Source organism: uncultured Tateyamaria sp. (assembly GCF_947487805.1).
Taxonomy (GTDB): Bacteria; Pseudomonadota; Alphaproteobacteria; order Rhodobacterales; family Rhodobacteraceae; genus Tateyamaria.
This window is the reverse complement of the sequence record NZ_CANKXW010000002.1, coordinates 172,117-190,354: the sequence shown is the minus strand read 5'-3', so window position 1 is coordinate 190,354 and position 18,238 is coordinate 172,117. Positions and strand designations below refer to the sequence as shown.

The 18,238-nt window shown below is 61.8% G+C and carries 13 protein-coding genes and 1 tRNA gene; 6 read left to right on the top strand and 8 right to left on the bottom strand.

Annotation, left to right across the window (positions count from 1 at the left end; all coding sequences use genetic code 11):
* Nucleotides 1-81: 81 nt before the first annotated feature.
* The 6 genes from Q0949_RS06525 to speB form a co-directional block, all read right to left on the bottom strand.
* Nucleotides 82-1,725 (bottom strand): sulfatase-like hydrolase/transferase, encoded by a 1,644-nt coding sequence (locus Q0949_RS06525; protein WP_299369864.1) that lies wholly within the window; start codon nucleotides 1,723-1,725, stop codon nucleotides 82-84.
* Nucleotides 1,726-1,728: 3 nt separating this feature from the next.
* The gene (gene nrtS / locus Q0949_RS06520) at nucleotides 1,729-1,989 is read right to left on the bottom strand and encodes a nitrate/nitrite transporter NrtS (protein ID WP_299369862.1); all 261 of its coding nucleotides are present in this window, start codon (nucleotides 1,987-1,989) and stop codon (nucleotides 1,729-1,731) included.
* 88 nt (nucleotides 1,990-2,077) lie between these two features.
* A tRNA-Gly gene (locus tag Q0949_RS06515) sits at nucleotides 2,078-2,151 on the bottom strand.
* Between the two features lie 45 nt (nucleotides 2,152-2,196).
* Complete coding sequence (locus Q0949_RS06510; RefSeq protein ID WP_299369860.1) at nucleotides 2,197-3,039, bottom strand: class I SAM-dependent methyltransferase; 843 nt, start codon at nucleotides 3,037-3,039, stop codon at nucleotides 2,197-2,199.
* Nucleotides 3,036-5,075 (bottom strand): ASKHA domain-containing protein, encoded by a 2,040-nt coding sequence (locus Q0949_RS06505; protein WP_299369858.1) that lies wholly within the window; start codon nucleotides 5,073-5,075, stop codon nucleotides 3,036-3,038. The genes Q0949_RS06510 and Q0949_RS06505 overlap by 4 nt, the downstream gene beginning before the upstream one ends.
* Before the next feature lie 104 nt (nucleotides 5,076-5,179).
* Complete coding sequence (speB, locus tag Q0949_RS06500; protein WP_299369856.1) at nucleotides 5,180-6,145, bottom strand: agmatinase; 966 nt, start codon at nucleotides 6,143-6,145, stop codon at nucleotides 5,180-5,182.
* Between the two features lie 114 nt (nucleotides 6,146-6,259).
* Between speB and guaB the strand changes: the two genes are divergently transcribed.
* The 3 genes from guaB to Q0949_RS06485 all read left to right on the top strand — a co-directional run bounded on the left by guaB (nucleotide 6,260) and on the right by Q0949_RS06485 (nucleotide 11,359).
* Nucleotides 6,260-7,708, top strand: a complete 1,449-nt coding sequence (gene guaB, locus Q0949_RS06495; RefSeq protein WP_299369854.1) for an IMP dehydrogenase — start codon at nucleotides 6,260-6,262, stop codon at nucleotides 7,706-7,708.
* Between the two features lie 43 nt (nucleotides 7,709-7,751).
* Entirely contained in the window at nucleotides 7,752-8,909 is a 1,158-nt protein-coding gene (locus Q0949_RS06490) for an RsmB/NOP family class I SAM-dependent RNA methyltransferase (RefSeq protein ID WP_299369852.1), read from the top strand.
* A 248-nt stretch (nucleotides 8,910-9,157) separates the two neighbouring features.
* Nucleotides 9,158-11,359 (top strand): ATP-binding protein, encoded by a 2,202-nt coding sequence (locus tag Q0949_RS06485; protein ID WP_299370819.1) that lies wholly within the window; start codon nucleotides 9,158-9,160, stop codon nucleotides 11,357-11,359.
* A 2-nt stretch (nucleotides 11,360-11,361) separates the two neighbouring features.
* Here Q0949_RS06485 and Q0949_RS06480 read toward each other — a convergent pair whose 3' ends face one another.
* A complete protein-coding gene (locus tag Q0949_RS06480) occupies nucleotides 11,362-11,958 on the bottom strand; it encodes a gamma-glutamyl kinase (protein WP_299369850.1) in 597 nt (198 codons plus the stop codon).
* Between the two features lie 198 nt (nucleotides 11,959-12,156).
* Here Q0949_RS06480 and recA point away from each other — a divergent pair, with 198 nt between their 5' ends.
* From recA to Q0949_RS06465, 3 genes are all read left to right on the top strand, one after another.
* On the top strand, nucleotides 12,157-13,236 hold the full coding sequence (recA, locus tag Q0949_RS06475) for a recombinase RecA (RefSeq protein ID WP_299369848.1): 1,080 nt from the start codon (nucleotides 12,157-12,159) through the stop codon (nucleotides 13,234-13,236).
* Between the two features lie 129 nt (nucleotides 13,237-13,365).
* Nucleotides 13,366-16,020 (top strand): alanine--tRNA ligase, encoded by a 2,655-nt coding sequence (gene alaS, locus Q0949_RS06470; protein ID WP_299369846.1) that lies wholly within the window; start codon nucleotides 13,366-13,368, stop codon nucleotides 16,018-16,020.
* Between the two features lies 1 nt (nucleotide 16,021).
* Complete coding sequence (locus Q0949_RS06465) at nucleotides 16,022-16,309, top strand: DUF1330 domain-containing protein (protein ID WP_299369844.1); 288 nt, start codon at nucleotides 16,022-16,024, stop codon at nucleotides 16,307-16,309.
* An 87-nt stretch (nucleotides 16,310-16,396) separates the two neighbouring features.
* Here Q0949_RS06465 and typA read toward each other — a convergent pair whose 3' ends face one another.
* Nucleotides 16,397-18,214, bottom strand: a complete 1,818-nt coding sequence (gene typA, locus Q0949_RS06460; protein ID WP_299369842.1) for a translational GTPase TypA — start codon at nucleotides 18,212-18,214, stop codon at nucleotides 16,397-16,399.
* Nucleotides 18,215-18,238 lie beyond the last annotated feature (24 nt).

Below are 18,238 nucleotides of genomic sequence, written 5' to 3'. Positions count from 1 at the left end.
CAACTGCCTTGGGTAAAACTGTTCCCGCTTTGCGGGAAAAATAGGCGCATCCTTGCCGACGCGCCCTCCGCTCGGGACGCTTTAGTCGGGAAGGTGGTTCTGGCGGACAGGGCCGCGGTATTTTTCGGTCAGGCGTGCCTCCACCTCAGTGCCGTCCTTGAGAAAGGGCAGGACGCCCTTGGCCAAGGACGCCCCGCGAGAGGCCGCGATATCCGCTTCGGATATGGTGGTGCGCTGCGACATGCGCAGGCCCCAGTCGTGCAGATGGCCTGTCAGGCGCGCGATCACATCCACATGGGTATCCGTCTTGGCCAGATCCACGTGTTCCTCGGGATCGTCTTGGAGGTCAAACAACATGGGCCGCATCGTGTCCGACGCGCAGTGCATCAGCTTGTAGCGCCCGTCAAAGACCATGAACAAACGGCAATCCCGCGGGGCCAGACCAAAGCGCGCTGCGGGTGGCTGCGCGCTGAAGTCATATTCGGAGATGACATAGTCGCGCCAGTCTGGTGTCTCGCCACGCAGCCATGGCATCAAGCTGCGACCCTCGACGATATGATCCGGCACGGTGCCGCCTGCGGCCTCGATAAAGGTCGCCGCGATGTCGATGGATTCGACCAGAGCTTCGGATGTGGTGCCGCGCGTGCCGTCGGCGTGGCCGCGCGGGTCATAGACGATCATCGGGACCTTGACCGAAGGTTCGTGAAACAGGTTCTTTTCGCCCAGCCAATGATCGCCCAGATAGTCGCCGTGATCCGATGTCAGTACGATCATCGTGCTTTGCATCTGTCCGGTAGCCTCCAGATGGTCGAGCAGGCGGCCCAGTTGATCGTCGCATTGCTTGATCAGGCCCATATAGGCCGGGATGACCTTGGCGCGCACTTCGTCATCCGAAAACGCGCGCCCTACGGGGCCGTTCATGAACGCGTCAAAGACCGGGTGCGCGTCGTCACGTTCGCCTGCATCGCGGTTCGCGGGGGCCACGTGTTCGGGGCCATACATGGACGCATAGGGTTCGGGCACGATATAGGGCCAGTGCGGCTTGATATAGCTCAGATGCGCGCACCAGGGCCCCTCGGCCTGATCGATGAAACGTATCGCCTCACCGGTGAGCCAGGGCGTTTCGCTGTCTTCCTCGCGGATATTGGCGGGCAGGTCGGTGTTGTCGAACATCCAGCCACTGGCGATTTGGCCATCACGGATTCCAGCATTGGCATAGTCGGCCCACGGGTTTTCGCCGTCATACCCCTTTGACTTGAGGTATTCGTTATAGGGGCTTGTCTTGTCGTCATAAAATCCGTCTGGGCCTTGCGCCCAGAGCCCGTCATCCCGCACCCACGGATCAAACCCGCATTCCGAGGTGCGCACACCGATGACGCTGTCGGGATCAAGGCCCAGACGCGCCATGCCCTCTGCATCCGCCTTCATATGCGTCTTGCCGATCAGGTGACAGGACATGCCGATCTTGCGCAGATGGTCGCCCAGCGTGTGTTCACCCACGCGCAGGGGAAACTTGTTCCAGTGGGCGCCGTGCGAGGACGCATACCGGCCCGTATAGTAGCACATGCGCGAGCCGCCGCAGATGGGCGATTGGACATAGGCGTTTGTAAACCGCACACCCATGGCCGCGACGCGGTCGAAGTTGGGTGTGTGCAGGTGTGGGTGTCCGGCGCAGCTGAGGTAATCGAACCGCAGCTGGTCATACATGATAAAGAGGATGTTCACGGATCAGTCGTTTCCAAGGCTTTGCAGCCGGTCCCGGACTGCCATCACCGAAGAATAGGTTGAGACGGAATAGGGCACAAGAAAAGTCAGGGCGCATTTGAGCCAGTCGATGCCGGTCATCGCCCCTGTCGCAACCTTGTCGCCGTGATTGATCAACGCAATGACCGTGCCGACGATCAGGGCGATCTTGAAGGCGCGGGCCACCACCGTGCGGTCGGTCGCAATGGTCCAGAAGCGGGTTGGAGGGGTGGTCTGCTTGCCCATGATGACAGGGATTTGGCGTTATTGTGCATCAAGTGCAAGCCAAATAACCGCCGCGCACGGGCCTGTGATGGTCAGAGCTGCGGGAGACTGGAGCGGGTAACGGGAATCGAACCCGTAACTAAAGCTTGGGAAGCTGCCGTGATACCTTTTCACCATACCCGCCCTTGGCGCGGGGATAGGCGGCCCGGGCGGCTGCGTCAAGGGCCGTCAGGCGGGATTGCTGCACTCGTACAGGTGAATGCTGGCCGGGATCCTGAGGCCATCGGGGCCGTCATATTGCGCGAACCGAAGTGCGATCGCATCGGCCACGGCGGCGCGCTCATTGTCGGAGGCATCAAAGTATTGCAGTGCGCTGTCCGCGGGCCCGATGCGGCAGCAGAGGTCGGCCACGTCCTTGAGACTGCCGCGCGGTGTCAGGGGCAGGCCATGTGTCGTCACGTGCACGTCGCTCAGACCGGTCTGTTCCAGCTGCGGTATGATGCGCGCCGGGTCCTCGAAGGCGAAGGGGCCGGGGAGGGTGCGGTCAACCTTGGGCATCGGGCCGAGGATCTCGCGGGCAGCGTGCGCCGGTTCCATGAACCATGGGTTGTCAGCGGGGCTGGCCCATGTGGCCAAGGTCATCGCGCCGTTCGGCTTCAGTGCCGTGCGCATGTTGGCGAAGGCCGCGACCGTGTCGTCAAAAAACATGACCCCGAACCGGGAAATCACCGCGTCAAAGCTCGCCGGTTCAAAAGCATGGGTCTGGACATCGACCTTGATCAGCGTGGTGTTGGGGTGGTCGACCAGCCGGTCGCGCGCCAGATCCAGCATGGTGTCAGCGATGTCGGCCCCGGTGACGTGGCCCTGATCGCCCACACGTGCGGCGGCCTCGATCACGCTTGCGCCAGTGCCGCAGCCCACGTCCAGCACCCGGTCGCCGGGGCGCAGTACGGCCGTGTCCAGCAAGGTGTCGAGCACCGGCTGCATCAGAGTGTCCATCTGTGCCTGCAGGAACACCCAGGCCGGACCGGCAGAAGTATTCCAGAAGGTTTCCTGATCGTCGTTGGTCATGCGCGTCTGCGCCGCCTGCGGCCGCCACCCTGAGTGTCGCCGCCAGTGTTGAAGCTGACGTCGGGCAGTGTGACGACCGAATTCAGCACCGGAAACGGGTCGGTCGCATTGGGGATCGCGGAGGCATTGACGAAATGCTCCTGAAACCGTGGTTCGATGGCGGTTTCAATCTTGTGGATACGGCGCACCGTCTCTTCTATCTCGCCGCGCGCATCGCGGTTGAGTAGGGCAATACGCGCGCCGGTTCCGGCCGCATTGCCAGCGGATGTGACCTTGTCAAGCGGAGCGTCCGGGATCATGCCAAGCACCATAGCATGTTTGGGCGAGATATGTGCGCCAAAAGCACCGGCCAGCACAACACGGTCGACTTTTTCGACGCCGAACTTGTCCATGAGCAGGCGCGCGCCTGAATAAAGGGCAGCCTTGGCCATTTGGATCGCACGGATGTCCGGGTTGGTCACGGTGATGCGGGGCCCGCCCGTGGCGGATCCGTCATGCAGCAGATAGGAATGTGTGCGCCCGTCCGCGATGGACCGGGCGGAGCCGGTCTGTTCTGCGCTGCCGATCAGGCCCGAGGCATCGAGGAGGCCCGCAAGCCGCATCTCTGCAATCGCCTCGATGATGCCGGACCCACAGATACCCGTGATGCCGCTGGCGGCGGTGGCCTCTTCGAATCCGTCTTCGTCGGACCACAGATCGACGCCTATCACGCGAAAGCGCGGCTCCTTGCTTACAGGGTCAATCTCGACCCGTTCAATGGCACCCGGCGCCGCCCGCTGGCCGGAGGTAATCTGTGCACCTTCAAAAGCGGGGCCGGTGGGCGAGGAGCAGGCCAGCACCTTTTCGGTGTTGCCCAGCAGAATCTCGGCGTTGGTGCCCACGTCGACGACCAGCACGAGGTCGTCCGATTTGTCGGGCGCTTCGGACAGGGCTACGGCGGCGGCATCCGCGCCCACGTGCCCCGCGATGCAGGGCAGGATGTAGACGCGCGCAGACGGGTGGATGTTGAGATCCAGATCGTCGGCCCGCATGCGCAGCGCATCCGATGTGGCAAGCGCAAAGGGCGCCTGGCCCAGCTCGAACGGATCAATACCCAGAAACAGGTGGTGCATCACCGGGTTGCAGACAAACACGGCGTCCACGATCAGGCCCTTGTCGATCTGCGCCTCGCTGGCGATCTGGGTAAAAAGCGCGTTCATCCCCTCGCGCACGGCCGCGGTCATTTCGCCCGCGCCGCCTGCGTTCATCATGCCATAGCTGACCCGGCTCATCAGGTCTTCGCCAAAGCGGATCTGGGGGTTCATGATGCCGGAGGACGCGACCACTGCACCGTTTGTCAGATCGCACAGATGCGCGGCAATGGTTGTGGAACCCAGATCGACGGCAAGACCGTAGACCACCCCGTCATAATAGCCCGGCCAGATGTGCATGATGCGCGGCGCGTTCGCGTTGTCGCCGAGGTGGATGGCAACGGTGACCTTCCAATCGCCCTTGCGCAGGACAGGCTGCAGGATTTGCAGGATATGCAGATCCGCGTGGATGTTTGTGATGCCCCAATCGGCCTCGATGGCGCGGACCAGGCGTTCCAGATCGCCGGACGGCTCGTGCATGTCCGGTTCCTGCACCTCGACATAATAGAGCTTGGTCGACGGGTTCATCACAATATCCCGCGCCTCGGCCCGCTTGCGCACGACCTGCTTGTGCACCTGGCTTTCAGGCGGCACGTCGATGACCACGTCGCGCTGCACCGTTGCCTGACATCCGAGGCGGCGCCCGTCGATCATACCGCGCTTGGACTTGTAGCGTTCCTCGACCGCGTTCCAGTCTGACAAGGCATCCGTGGCGACCGTGACCCCGTGTTTGGGAAATTCACCCAGACCCGGCGTGACCTGACATTTGGAGCAGATGCCGCGCCCGCCGCAGACGGAATCGAGGTCCACGCCCAGTTGCCGGGCCGCTGTCAGGATCGGCGTGCCCACGGGGAAATGCCCGCGCTTGCCGGAAGGTGTAAAAACAACGAGTGGGTCAGTGCTCATGTCGGCCTCAGTGGTCTTGGTTGACGCTACAATAGTCGGCGCGCTGTCAGGGGAAAGGTGCCAAACGACATCGCTTGGGTTGGCCGCGTCAGTTTTTTCGCGGTTCAGACGTCTGCGGCGGCTGCGCGGGCGTGGAAGACAAAACCCAGCAGGTTCATCAGCACCTGCGCGGCCAGGATCGCGGTCGATCCTGTGGGGTCGTAGTCGGGTGCGACTTCGACCAGATCGATGCCCACGATGTCGTGTCGCTGTGCGGCTGCCTGCAACATCTCGAGCACGTCGTAATAGAGAAACCCGCCATGGCTGGGCGTACCGGTGCCCGGCGCGATGGAGGGGCAGAAGGCGTCGATGTCGATGGTGATGTAGAGCCGCGCACCGGCCGGGATGCGGTCGATCAGCGCCTTCGGCCCAAGCGCGCGCGCCTGCCGTACGGACAGGATGTCGGACCCCATCGCACGCGCGTCGGCATAGCCTTCCTTGGCGGTGGAGCTGACATTGCGGATACCCACCTGGGTGAGGCCCGTGACGTAGTCGCATTCAGCCGCGCGACGCATCGGGTTGCCGTGTCCGTGGCGCACCCCGTGCCGTTCGTCGACGAAATCCAGATGCGCGTCGATTTGCAGGATGTGGATGTCGCCCTGGTCGTCAAAGGCGCGGATGCAGGGGATGTTGACCGAATGATCACCGCCGATAGTGACGGGCAAGGCCCCGGCCTTGAGCGCCGCGCGCACACCGGTTTCAATATTGGCGTGCGAGCCGGTCGTGTCGGTGTGGATGATGTCCGCGTCGCCCATGTCCACAATTCGCACTGTCTCGGGCAGGTAGGTTGCGTCGTCCTCGTGATCATAGGCGCCTGCGTGCCCAAAGCTGAACAGGGTCGACGCCTCGCGCACCGCGCGCGGTCCAAACCGTGCACCCGACCGCCACTGGGTGCCTGCGTCAAACGGCGCACCAAGGATCGCCACATCCGCGTCCAGTGTGCTCCAATCCGCGACATAGGGGCGTTTGCCAAAGGTCGAGATGCCCACGAAGGGCAGGTCGAGGCGGCCTTTATCATAGCTGTTTGTCATGGCGGCACTTTGCGCATGTGAGTGAGGGCGCGCAAGACAGCGGATTGCCCCTTTCCATTTTTGCGAACCCGTGAAATACGAAATCGTCAAACGAACCCTCCCAAGGAGACCCCCATGGAGATTCGCGAGGCACTTACCTTCGATGATGTCCTTCTGGTTCCGGCCGCGTCAAACGTGCTGCCGACAACCGCAGATACCCGCACCCGTGTCACCAGCCGCATTGATCTGAACATCCCGCTGCTCAGCTCTGCCATGGACACGGTGACCGAAGGGCGCATGGCCATTGCGATGGCACAGGCGGGCGGCATGGGCGTGGTGCACCGTAATCTGGATATCGAGGCGCAGGCCCGCGAAATCCGTCGCGTCAAACGGTTCGAAAGCGGGATCGTCTACAACCCAATCACCTTGCGCCCAGACCAGACCCTGGCCGATGCCAAGGCGCTTCAGGACCGGTACCGCGTGACCGGCTTTCCTGTTGTTGACGACGCGGGCCGGGTCGTCGGCATCGTGACCAACCGCGACATGCGCTTTGCCAGCGACGACGCCACACCTGTTTCGGTGATGATGTCGTCGGACAACCTCGCCATCCTGACCGAACCTGCGGACCGGGACGAAGCGATCAGCCTGATGAAGGCGCGCCGCATCGAAAAGCTGTTGGTGACGGACCAGACCGGCAAGCTGACGGGGCTGCTGACCCTCAAGGATACCGAACAGGCAGTGCTGAACCCCACGGCCTGCAAGGATGAGCTGGGCCGCCTGCGTGTGGCTGCGGCCTCGACCGTGGGCGATGCAGGGTTCGAGCGGGCAGAGGCGCTGGTGGATGCGGGCGTGGACATGATTGTCATCGACACCGCGCATGGCCATTCCGAAGGCGTGGCCGAAGCGGTGCGCCGCGCCAAGAACCTGTCCAACGAAGTGCAGATCGTGGCGGGCAACGTCGCGACCGGTGCGGCGACGCGTGCGCTGATCGATGCAGGTGCTGATGCGATCAAGGTGGGCATTGGCCCCGGATCCATCTGCACCACGCGGATGGTCGCAGGCGTGGGTGTGCCGCAACTGACCGCCATCATGGACTGCGCGGCGGCCGCGGGCGACGTGCCGGTGATTGCGGATGGTGGCATCAAGTTCTCGGGCGATTTTGCCAAGGCAATCGCCGCGGGCGCGTCTTGCGCCATGGTTGGCAGCATGATCGCGGGCACCGATGAAAGCCCCGGCGAGGTGATCCTTTACCAGGGGCGCAGCTTCAAATCATATCGCGGTATGGGGTCATTGGGCGCCATGGCGCGCGGGTCGGCGGACCGCTATTTCCAGAAGGACGCGGCCAGCGACAAGCTCGTGCCCGAAGGCATCGAGGGGCAGGTGCCTTACAAGGGGTCTGCGGGCGCGGTGATTCACCAACTTGTGGGCGGGTTGCGCGCGGCGATGGGTTATACCGGCTGTGCCACGGTCGACGAAATGCGCCGCAATTGCAGCTTTGTGAAGATCACGGGCGCAGGCCTCAAGGAAAGCCATGTGCATGATGTGCAGATCACGCGCGAGTCGCCGAATTACCGGATCATGTGATCATGCCTAACGGCGTTCGCCTGACAATTGCGCGGGCACCGGCATGACCCCCGGCGCACGCGTGGCCGCGGCCATCGAGATCATAGACGCCATTGCGGGTGGGCAAGCGGCGGAGCAGGAGCTGACCCGCTGGGCGCGCAACAGCCGATTTGCTGGATCCAAAGACCGCGCGGCCGTGCGCGACCACGTGTTTGACGTCCTGCGGAATTGGCGCAGTGACGCGGTGCGCGGTGGAGGTGACACGGGCCGCGCTCGCATGATCGGGCGGCTGCGCGATCTGGGCATCGATCCGTCCGACATGTTTACCGGTCAGGGCCACGCGCCGTCCGTTCTGACCGAGGTTGAACAGGCATCGCGCGGCATCCCCGAAACGCCCGGCGACCGTTGGAACCTCCAGGACTGGATGGTTCCGCATTTCAAGGAAAGTTTGGGCGAAGACGCGGAACCTACCGCGATGGCACTGGCGACGCGTGCGCCCGTGACACTGCGCGTGAACTGCACCCGCAGCACTGTGGTTCAGGCACAGGCTGCGCTTTTGTCAGAGGGTATCTCAACAGCGCGCAACGCGCGTGCGGAGACAGCGCTGACTGTGATCGAAGGCGCAAAACGTGTGCGGTTGAGCCAAGCCTTTGCCGACGGCTTGATCGAGTTGCAGGATGCGTCGAGCCAAGCCGCCGTCGCGGGGTTCCAGCAGGCGGGACGCGCCCTGGATTTGTGTTCCGGTGGGGGTGGCAAGGCCCTTGCTCTTGCCGCGCAGGGTTGGGCTGTGACGGCCCACGATATCGATCCTGGGCGCATGCGTGACCTGCCGGCAAGGGCCGCACGCGGTGGTCATCGCATCGACATCTGTCCGCCCGAGAACATCGGCAAGGCAGGCCATTTCGATCTTGTCTTTTGCGATGCGCCCTGTTCGGGCAGCGGGACATGGCGCCGGACACCCGACGCCAAATGGGCGTTGACCCAAGACCGATTGACCGCATTGCAACAGATGCAGGCGGGCGTGCTGGACGCGGCCGTCTCGCATGTCGCGCCCGGCGGGGTTCTGGCTTATGCGACCTGCTCGGTGCTTGCGGTCGAGAACGCAGCACAAGTGGCCGCTTTCCGCGCCAGGCATCCCGGCTGGCAGGTGCTTTCAAGCTGCACATGGCCGGTTGACAAAGATGGCGATGGCTTCTTTCTCGCCTGCCTTCAGATCGCTTGAGATTGCGCGCAACCTAAAGTTTAGCAACTTGCCCTCAGGTTGTGTTATAGATGCTCTGACAGGTCGGATGTGCTGTGGGCTTAAGAGCCAATTAACCGTTTCCAGCGCAAAACTGATCCAACGAATCGACCGCAATGAGGTGACAGGTGTCAGACAGCGCTCAGCCGACCACCACGCAAGCACGCCCGGCTGAGGGTGGCAACCATCGTGCAGCCAGCCTTCTTGGGGCGGCTGCTCTGTTGGGTGTTATGGCCGCACTGGCGCCCGAGCCTTTGATCCAATTGGGGCTGGCCGTTGGGGCCGCGGTGCTGATGGGTTTGGGTTTCGCGGTGACACTGACCACCCGCAAGGCACGCGGCAAGGACGCGCTGGCCCTGTCCGCAATCAGTTCCTTTATCGAAAAGGATGCCTCACCCAGTTTTGTCTGCACGCCCGATGGCGAAGTGATCCGTGCCAATGCGGCGGCACGGCAACTCTATTCCACACGGTCCGGTGAAACGCTGGCCGGTACTTTGCGCAACACCTTTGCCAATCCGGGTGGTATCCTGTTCCGTCTCAAGGCCGCGGCCGAGATCGATGGGGCAGCCCGGGAAGATCTGGTCACGCGGCGCGGTCACATGCGCCTTGCGGTGCACGAAATGGATGACAATCGCCTGCTGTGGCGTTTGGAAGCCGTCCCGGATACGGGTCAGGGTCGCGGGACCGAGGGGCCGGGGCTGCCCATGGTCATGACGGGGCGCAATGGGGCCGTGCTGTATATGAACGAAAACGCCCGCACACTGATCGGCGGCCGGATCAAGGCTATCGACGGCATTTTCGATGCGCTGCCGGTGCGCTTTGGGCAAGTCAATCAAATTTCGACAGCCGAAGGATCCGTGGATGTTCTGGCAGCGCGGGTCGACGCAGGGGCCGGGCGGACGGCCATCTATCTGCTGCCGCCCCCTGCAGAAGGGGAAGCGACCGCGACATGGTCGTCGTTCCAGGATCTGCCTGTTCCGCTTGTGCGCTTCGCGCCCGATGGCACCGTGCGCAGCTTCAACCGAAAGGGTGCCGACCTGGTGGGTCCCGGGCTTGAGGAAGGCGTGCACATATCCGATTTGATGGCGGGTCTGGGTCGCCCCATCGCCGACTGGCTTGATGAAACCGTGTCCGGGCGCGCGGTACAGCAATCCGAGTTCCTGCGCCTCAAGCGCGAGGACAAGGAGATGTTCGTGCAGGTCGCGCTCAACCGTATGGCGGACCATGGTGATGTATCGATTGTGGCTGTCTTGGCCGATGCGACCGAACTCAAAACGCTCGAGGCGCAGTTCGTCCAAAGCCAGAAGATGCAGGCTATTGGCCAGTTGGCGGGCGGGGTGGCGCATGATTTCAACAACTTGTTGACTGCGATTTCCGGGCACTGTGATTTGCTGTTGTTGCGCCATGACCAGGGCGATTCGGACTACAGCGATCTCATCCAGATCAACCAGAACGCCAATCGCGCCGCAGCCCTTGTTGGCCAGCTTCTCGCTTTTTCGCGCAAGCAGAACCTGCGCCCGGAGGAGCTTGATCTCAGGGATACAATGGCGGACCTCACGCACCTGTTGAATCGCCTGGTGGGGGAAAAGGTGCGATTGTCGCTCAGCCACGATCCTGTTCTCAAACCCATTCGCGCCGACAAGCGCCAATTGGAGCAGGTTCTGATGAACCTGGTGGTCAATGCGCGCGACGCCATGCCGGAAGGCGGTGAAATCGCGATCGAAACTGAGTGTATGACACTGGCAAATCCGCTTGAACGTGATCGGGTCACTGTACCAGCGGGCGAATACGTGTGCCTGCGGGTCAAGGATGCGGGCATCGGGATTCCCGCGGACAAGATGCAAAAGGTGTTCGAGCCGTTTTTCACCACCAAGAAGACTGGCGAGGGAACGGGGCTCGGGCTGTCCACCGCTTACGGCATCGTGAAACAGACGGGCGGGTATATCTTTGTCGACAGTACGCTGGGCAAGGGCACAACGTTTTCGATCCTTTTCCCCGTACTTGAACGCTCGACGCCCAAGCCAAAGGCGGCAGTGCAACCCGCCCAGGTTTCCGAGCCAAAACATGGCGACGGCGTGATCCTCCTCGTCGAAGACGAGGCACCCGTACGCGCATTTGCCAGCCGCGCATTGCGTTTGCGGGGGTACACGGTGCTCGAGGCGGATTCTGCTGAGGCGGCACTGAAGACGCTCGAAGACAAAGACCTGAACGTCGACCTGTTTGTGACGGATGTCGTGATGCCGGGCAAGGACGGGCCAAGCTGGGTGCGCGAGGCGCTCAAGGTGCGGCCGGAGGTGCGGGTGGTCTTCGTGTCCGGCTATGCCGAAGACAGGCTGAACAATCAGCAGGACAGCATTCCGAACTCGGTATTCCTGCCCAAGCCGTTCTCACTGAACGATCTTGCGGAAACGGTGCACAAGCAGCTTCACTGATCTCAGTGCGGAATGCTGTCGTACAAGGCAAACTCATCGGCAAATTTGCGGCGCAACCTTTCTTCGACACCCGCTGACAGTTCGACCGGCACAGAAGGGGAGACGTTCGCGCGTTCCAGAGCGAACGTCACTCCAAGCCGGTCGGTCAGAAACGCCTGCAACCTGTGCTGGTCCTCGTACCGAAAGAGATGCGTAATGCCCGTACCGTTTGGCTGGGTTTCAAGAAATTTGAATTGGCTGCCCACATCGGCAAAACCGGGTTTTTGACCTTTCATGTAGGCCAGAACAAACTCATCGAAACTTATCTCGTGCGTCGCGTTCGGCTTGCCGACCATGAAGGGGCGCTGGCGGTATCGCCACCAACTGCCCAGCCAGCTGATCGGCTCTCGCATGACTGCCATCAATTCTAGTTCCACCTTGCAGACGTTCACGAACATGGGCCGGACGAACCTGTTATAGCGGTAAACCGGCGCGTGCTTGAGCATCGGCGGTTCGGAGATCACCAAATCTGCGTGATCGCGCAAAGCATTTTCGTAGGCGGTCGTGCCTGTCTTGGGGACCGAAAGAAAGGCAAGGCCCGCCTTGTAGAACACCATCATCCGCTCACCTCACAGAATTTATTTCAACAGCCCTTTTGTTCGTAAACTACTCCTTAACTCCTCAGGGCAAAAGGTAGGTCTGTAGAATTTAATTGAAATGTTCTCTTTTTGATCTCATAAGGAACGCAAGGGGAACATCGAAGCAGAAGCGGCAGTGATTGCCGCCCCCCAGCGGGTATGACACAAAGGATCAACGCAATGGCAACGGCAGACCTACTGACCATGACAGACAAGAAATCGGCAGACAAACAAAAGGCGCTGGACAGCGCGTTGGCCCAGATCGAACGCCAGTTCGGCAAGGGGTCGATCATGAAGCTGGGCGACGAGGGTGCGATCCAGGATATCAAGGCCAGCTCGACAGGCAGCCTTGGTCTGGACATTGCCCTCGGCATCGGTGGCCTGCCCATGGGGCGCATTGTCGAGATCTATGGCCCTGAATCGTCAGGCAAAACGACGCTGACACTGCACTGTGTGGCCGAACAGCAAAAGCAGGGCGGGGTCTGTGCTTTCGTCGATGCGGAACACGCGCTTGATCCGCAATACGCGCGGAAACTGGGTGTGAACATCGACGAGTTGCTGATCTCGCAGCCCGACACGGGTGAACAGGCCTTGGAAATCACCGACACGCTGGTGCGGTCCGGAGCGGTCAATATGGTGATCGTCGATTCGGTGGCGGCCCTGACGCCGAAATCCGAACTCGAAGGTGATATGGGCGACAGCAGCGTGGGCGTTCAGGCTCGCCTGATGAGCCAGGCCATGCGCAAGCTGACCGGTTCGATCAGCCGTTCGAACTGCATGGTCATTTTCATCAACCAGATCCGCATGAAGATTGGCGTCATGTTCGGCTCGCCGGAAACGACCACCGGTGGCAACGCCCTGAAATTCTACTCCTCGGTGCGTCTCGACATTCGCCGCATCGGCGCGCTCAAGGATCGCGACGAGGTTGTCGGAAACGCCACCCGCGTCAAGGTGGTCAAAAACAAGGTCGCCCCCCCGTTCAAACAGGTCGAGTTCGACATCATGTATGGCGAAGGCATCTCGAAAATGGGTGAGCTTCTGGACTTGGGCGTCAAGGCTGGTGTCGTGGAAAAATCCGGATCCTGGTTCAGCTATGGCGACGAACGGATTGGCCAAGGTCGTGAGAACGCCAAAAGTTTCCTGCGCGACAACAGCAGGATGGCCTTCGAGATCGAGGACAAGATCCGCGCCGCACACGGGCTCGACTTTGATATGCCCGAAGGTGAAAAGGCCGCGGATGACGATATTCTGGAGGCCTGATTAAGCACCCGGCTTTAAGAGGAACAGCGACAGGGCGCAGCATCGACTGCGCCCTGTTTCGTTTGTGGACAGTCCAAGCGCACAGAGCTATGTCAGAGCAACCCATCAGACGCCCCGGAACACACGCTTATGCCTTCGCTCAACGACATCCGTTCGACCTTCCTGTCCTACTTTGAAAAACAGGGCCATGCGGTTGTGCCATCCAGCCCGCTGGTGCCCCGCAACGACCCGACCCTGATGTTCGTGAACTCGGGGATGGTGCAGTTCAAGAACCTGTTCACCGGCCTCGAACGGCGGGACTACACCCGGGCGACAACGGCACAAAAATGCGTGCGGGCGGGCGGCAAGCATAACGACCTCGACAATGTCGGTTACACCGCGCGCCACCACACGTTCTTCGAAATGCTGGGGAACTTCAGCTTCGGTGACTATTTCAAGCATGAAGCCATCCCCTTTGCCTGGAACCTGATCACGGGTGAGTTCGACATCCCTAAGGATCGGCTTTATGTGACGGTCTATCACACCGACGACGAAGCCTATGAGATTTGGAAAAAGGTCGGTGTGCCGGAGAGCCGGATCATCCGCATCGCGACCTCGGACAATTTCTGGCAGATGGGACCCACCGGACCCTGCGGACCGTGTACCGAAATTTTCTATGACCATGGAGATCACATCTGGGGTGGCCCTCCCGGCAGTCCCGAAGAGGACGGTGACCGTTTCATCGAGATCTGGAACATCGTTTTCATGCAGAACGAACAGTTCGAAGACGGCTCGATGATAGACTTGGATATGCAGTCCATCGACACCGGCATGGGTCTCGAGCGCATTGGCGCCTTGCTGCAAGGCAGCCATGATAACTATGACACGGATCTGTTCAAGTCGCTGATCGAGGCATCTGCCGATGCAACCGGCGTCGATCCCTACGGCGATCAGAACGTCCATCACAGGGTGATCGCGGACCATCTGCGGTCGACATCCTTCCTGATTGCGGACGGTGTTATGCCCTCCAATGACGGGCGCGGCTATGTACTGCGGAGGATCATGCGGCGGGCCATGCGGCACGCGCATTTGCTGGGGGCCAAGGATCCGGTCATGTACCAATTGGTGCCGACGCTTGTACGCCAGATGGGCGCGGCCTATCCGGAACTCGGGCAGGCGCAATCCCTGATCACCGAGACCTTGCAGGCCGAGGAAACGCGGTTCAAACAAACGCTGGATCGGGGCCTGAAACTGCTGGATGACGAAGTGGCCGGGTTGGCCGAAGGTGCCGATCTGCCGGGTGCCGCCGCGTTCAAGCTCTACGACACATATGGCTTCCCGCTGGACCTGACGCAGGACGCCCTGCGCGAACAGGGGCTGGGGGTCGACACCGAGGGCTTTGATGCCGCGATGGCGGAGCAAAAGGCCAAGGCGCGCGCGGCCTGGTCCGGGTCAGGTGAGGCGGCGGATGCGACTGTCTGGTTTGACGTGGCCGAAACGGCGGGCACGACCGATTTCCTCGGGTATGACACTGAAACCGCCGAAGGCCAGATCGTCGCCATCGTCGTGGACGGCGCACAGACCGACAGCGCCCCCACCGGGACGTCCGTGCAGATTGCCTTGAACCAGTCTCCGTTCTATGCGGAAAGTGGCGGGCAGGTCGGCGACACCGGCCTCATCCGAACCGAAAGCGGTGAGGCACAGGTAACGGACACCCGCAAAACCGCCGATGTGTTCATCCACATCGCAACGGTTACAAAAGGTAGCCTTTCCAATGGGCAAGCGGCTGTTCTTGAAGTGGATCACACGCGCCGCACGGCCATTCGCGCCAACCATTCGGCCACGCACCTGCTGCACGAGGCCCTGCGCGGTGCGCTTGGCGATCACGTGGCCCAACGCGGGTCACTGAACGCGCCGGACCGGCTGCGCTTTGATTTCAGCCACGGCAAGGCGCTCAGCCTGGATGATCTGGCAAAGGTCGAGGCCGAGGTGAACAGTTTTATCCGCCAGAATGATGCCGTCGAAACCCGCATCATGACCCCGGATGACGCGCGTGCGCTCGGTGCGCAGGCGCTCTTTGGTGAGAAATACGGGGACGAGGTGCGGGTCGTGTCCATGGGCACGCAAGACGGATCCGGCAAGGGCACAAGCGGCGACACCTATTCGCTCGAGCTTTGCGGTGGCACACATGTGCGCCAGACCGGCGATATCGGCGCCTTCGTTACTCTGGGAGACAGCGCGTCAAGTGCCGGAGTGCGCCGGATCGAGGCACTGACCGGGGACGCGGCCCTGCAATATCTGCGCGGACAGGATCATTTGCTGGCCGAAACGGCCTCTGAACTCAAGGCGCAGGCGCAGGACGTGCCAAGCAGGGTCAAAGCCCTGCTGGACGAGCGCAAGGCACTGATGGCGGAGGTTGCGCAATTGCGCCGTGATCTGGCCATGTCGGGCGGCGGTCAGGCCGCGCCCGAAGCCGAGGACGTGGGTGGCACCGCCTTCCTCGCTCAGGTCCTGCAAGGTGTGACGGGCAAGGATCTGCCCGCCCTGATCGACGAACACAAACAGCGCCTCGGCAGCGGTGCAATCCTGCTGATCGCGGACGCAGAGGGCAAGGTAGCCGTCGCTGCCGGGGTTACGGCCGACAAGACGGACACGGTCAGCGCTGTGGACCTGGTCAAGGCCGCGGTGGTCGAACTGGGCGGCAAGGGCGGAGGCGGGCGCCCCGACATGGCGCAGGGCGGCGCCAAGGATGCAAGCAATGCGGATGCAGCGATTGCAGCCGCAAAATCCATCTTGGGAGGTTAAGATGCCAGCACTCTGGATTGCGCATGTCACGGTGACAGACGAAGAAGCATACAAGAAATATGCCGCCGGCGCGACAGTCGCCATTGCCGACCATGGCGGCACTTTCATCGCCCGTGGTGGCCGTTATGTCCAACTCGAAGGCACGGACCGCCCACGCAATGTCGTGGCCAAATTCCCGGACGTCGAAACGGCCGAGAAATGCTACCACTCCGCCGCCTACCAAGCCGCACTTGCACATGCCCGCGGCGCGTCCGAACGCGAACTCCTCATCGTCGAAACCTCGGAATAGCGCAACAAAAAGGGGCCGCCCAATAACGGCGACCCCTTCATTGTTCTTCAAATATGCCGGGGTCCGGGGCAGCGCCCCGGTGCGCCCTCAGGACGCGCGCGCCATACGCTTGCGCTCATGCGGGTCCAGATAGCGCTTGCGCAACCGGATCGCATTCGGCGTCACCTCAACCAGCTCGTCATCATCGATATACGCAATCGCCTCTTCCAGCGACATGGTGATCGGCGTGGTCAGGCGCACGGCCTCATCCGTGCCACTTGCACGCACGTTGGTCAGCTTCTTGCCCTTGAGCGGGTTCACTTCCAGATCATTCTCGCGGCTATGCTCGCCGATGACCATACCGGTATAGACGTCTGCCTGCGCGCCAATGAACATACGCCCGCGCTCTTCCAGGTTCCACAGGGCAAAGGCCACCGACTGCCCGTTTTCCATCGAGATCAGAACGCCCGCGCGACGCCCGGGGATCGGCCCCTTGTGTGGCGCCCATTCATGGAAAACCCGGTTCAGAACGCCAGTGCCGCGGGTGTCGGTCAGGAATTCGCCATGATAGCCGATCAGCCCACGCGACGGCACATGCGCCACGATCCGCGTCTTGCCCGCCCCTGCGGGCTTCATCTCGACCAGGTTGCCCTTGCGCGCGCCGGTCAGTTTTTCGATCACGGCGCCGGAATACTCGTCATCCACGTCAATCGTCGCCTCTTCGATCGGCTCGTGACGCACGCCGTCGATCTCCTGGAACAGGACCTGCGGGCGCGAAATGCTAAGCTCGAACCCCTCGCGCCGCATGTTTTCGATCAGAACACCCATCTGCAATTCGCCGCGACCTGCGACTTCGAACGCATCTCCACCGGGCGTGTCCGTAATCTTGATGGCGACGTTTGATTCCGCCTCTTTCATCAATCGGTCACGGATGACGCGGGACTGCACCTTTTTGCCGTCACGGCCCGCCAAAGGCGAGTCGTTGATGCCGAAGGTCACGGTGATGGTGGGCGGATCAATCGGCTGTGCGGGCAGGGCGTCGGACACTGACGGGGCTACGATGGAGTCGGCCACCGTCGCCTTGGACATGCCCGCCAGCGTGACAATATCGCCCGCCTCTGCCACGTCGATGGGCTGCTGACCCAGTCCGCGGAAGGCGAGGATCTTGGTGCAGCGGAAATTCTCGATCAACGCGCCGTCACGGCTCAATGCCTTGACGGTTTCACCCGCCTTGAGCGTGCCGGATTCCACACGGCCCGTCAAAATGCGCCCGATAAATGGATCGGATCCGAGTGTCGTCGCCAACATGCGGAACGGTTCGTCCTTGGCCGCAATCTGCGCAGGCGCAGGCACGTGATCCACAATCAGGTCAAAGAGGGCAGTCAGGTCTTTGCGCGGCCCGTCCAGCTCCATGTCCGCCCAACCGGACCGGCCCGACGCATACATCGCCGGGAAATCCAGCTGGTCGTCATCCGCGCCCAGGTTGGCAAATAGGTCAAAGCATTCATCCAGCGCGCGGTCGGGTTCCGCGTCGGGTTTGTCGACCTTGTTCAGCACCACGATCGGGCGCAGGCCCAGCGCCAGCGCCTTGGAGGTCACGAACTTGGTCTGCGGCATCGGCCCTTCGGCGGCGTCCACCAGGAGCACGACTCCATCGACCATGGACAGGATCCGTTCGACCTCGCCGCCGAAATCGGCGTGGCCGGGCGTGTCCACGATGTTGATACGTGTGTCTTTCCACTCGACCGAAGTGGCCTTGGCCAGAATGGTGATCCCGCGCTCGCGCTCCAGATCATTGCTGTCCATGGCGCGTTCGGTCGTCGCCTGATTTTCACGGTAGGTGCCCGACTGCTTCAGCAGCTCGTCCACAAGCGTGGTTTTGCCGTGGTCGACGTGGGCGATAATGGCGATATTTCGCAGATCCATAGACGGGCCTCATGAGTTGTTGCC

Coding starts and splice junctions, on each gene's coding strand:
- Q0949_RS06480 (WP_299369850.1), bottom strand. CDS start 11,958: ATGATGGTGTTCTACAAGGCGGGCCTTGCCTTTCTTTCGGTCCCCAAG.
- Q0949_RS06505 (WP_299369858.1), bottom strand. CDS start 5,075: ATGAGCACTGACCCACTCGTTGTTTTTACACCTTCCGGCAAGCGCGGG.
- alaS (WP_299369846.1), top strand. CDS start 13,366: ATGCCTTCGCTCAACGACATCCGTTCGACCTTCCTGTCCTACTTTGAA.
- nrtS (WP_299369862.1), bottom strand. CDS start 1,989: ATGGGCAAGCAGACCACCCCTCCAACCCGCTTCTGGACCATTGCGACC.
- Q0949_RS06465 (WP_299369844.1), top strand. CDS start 16,022: ATGCCAGCACTCTGGATTGCGCATGTCACGGTGACAGACGAAGAAGCA.
- speB (WP_299369856.1), bottom strand. CDS start 6,145: ATGACAAACAGCTATGATAAAGGCCGCCTCGACCTGCCCTTCGTGGGC.
- Q0949_RS06490 (WP_299369852.1), top strand. CDS start 7,752: ATGACCCCCGGCGCACGCGTGGCCGCGGCCATCGAGATCATAGACGCC.
- Q0949_RS06485 (WP_299370819.1), top strand. CDS start 9,158: ATGGCCGCACTGGCGCCCGAGCCTTTGATCCAATTGGGGCTGGCCGTT.
- typA (WP_299369842.1), bottom strand. CDS start 18,214: ATGGATCTGCGAAATATCGCCATTATCGCCCACGTCGACCACGGCAAA.
- recA (WP_299369848.1), top strand. CDS start 12,157: ATGGCAACGGCAGACCTACTGACCATGACAGACAAGAAATCGGCAGAC.
- guaB (WP_299369854.1), top strand. CDS start 6,260: ATGGAGATTCGCGAGGCACTTACCTTCGATGATGTCCTTCTGGTTCCG.
- Q0949_RS06510 (WP_299369860.1), bottom strand. CDS start 3,039: ATGACCAACGACGATCAGGAAACCTTCTGGAATACTTCTGCCGGTCCG.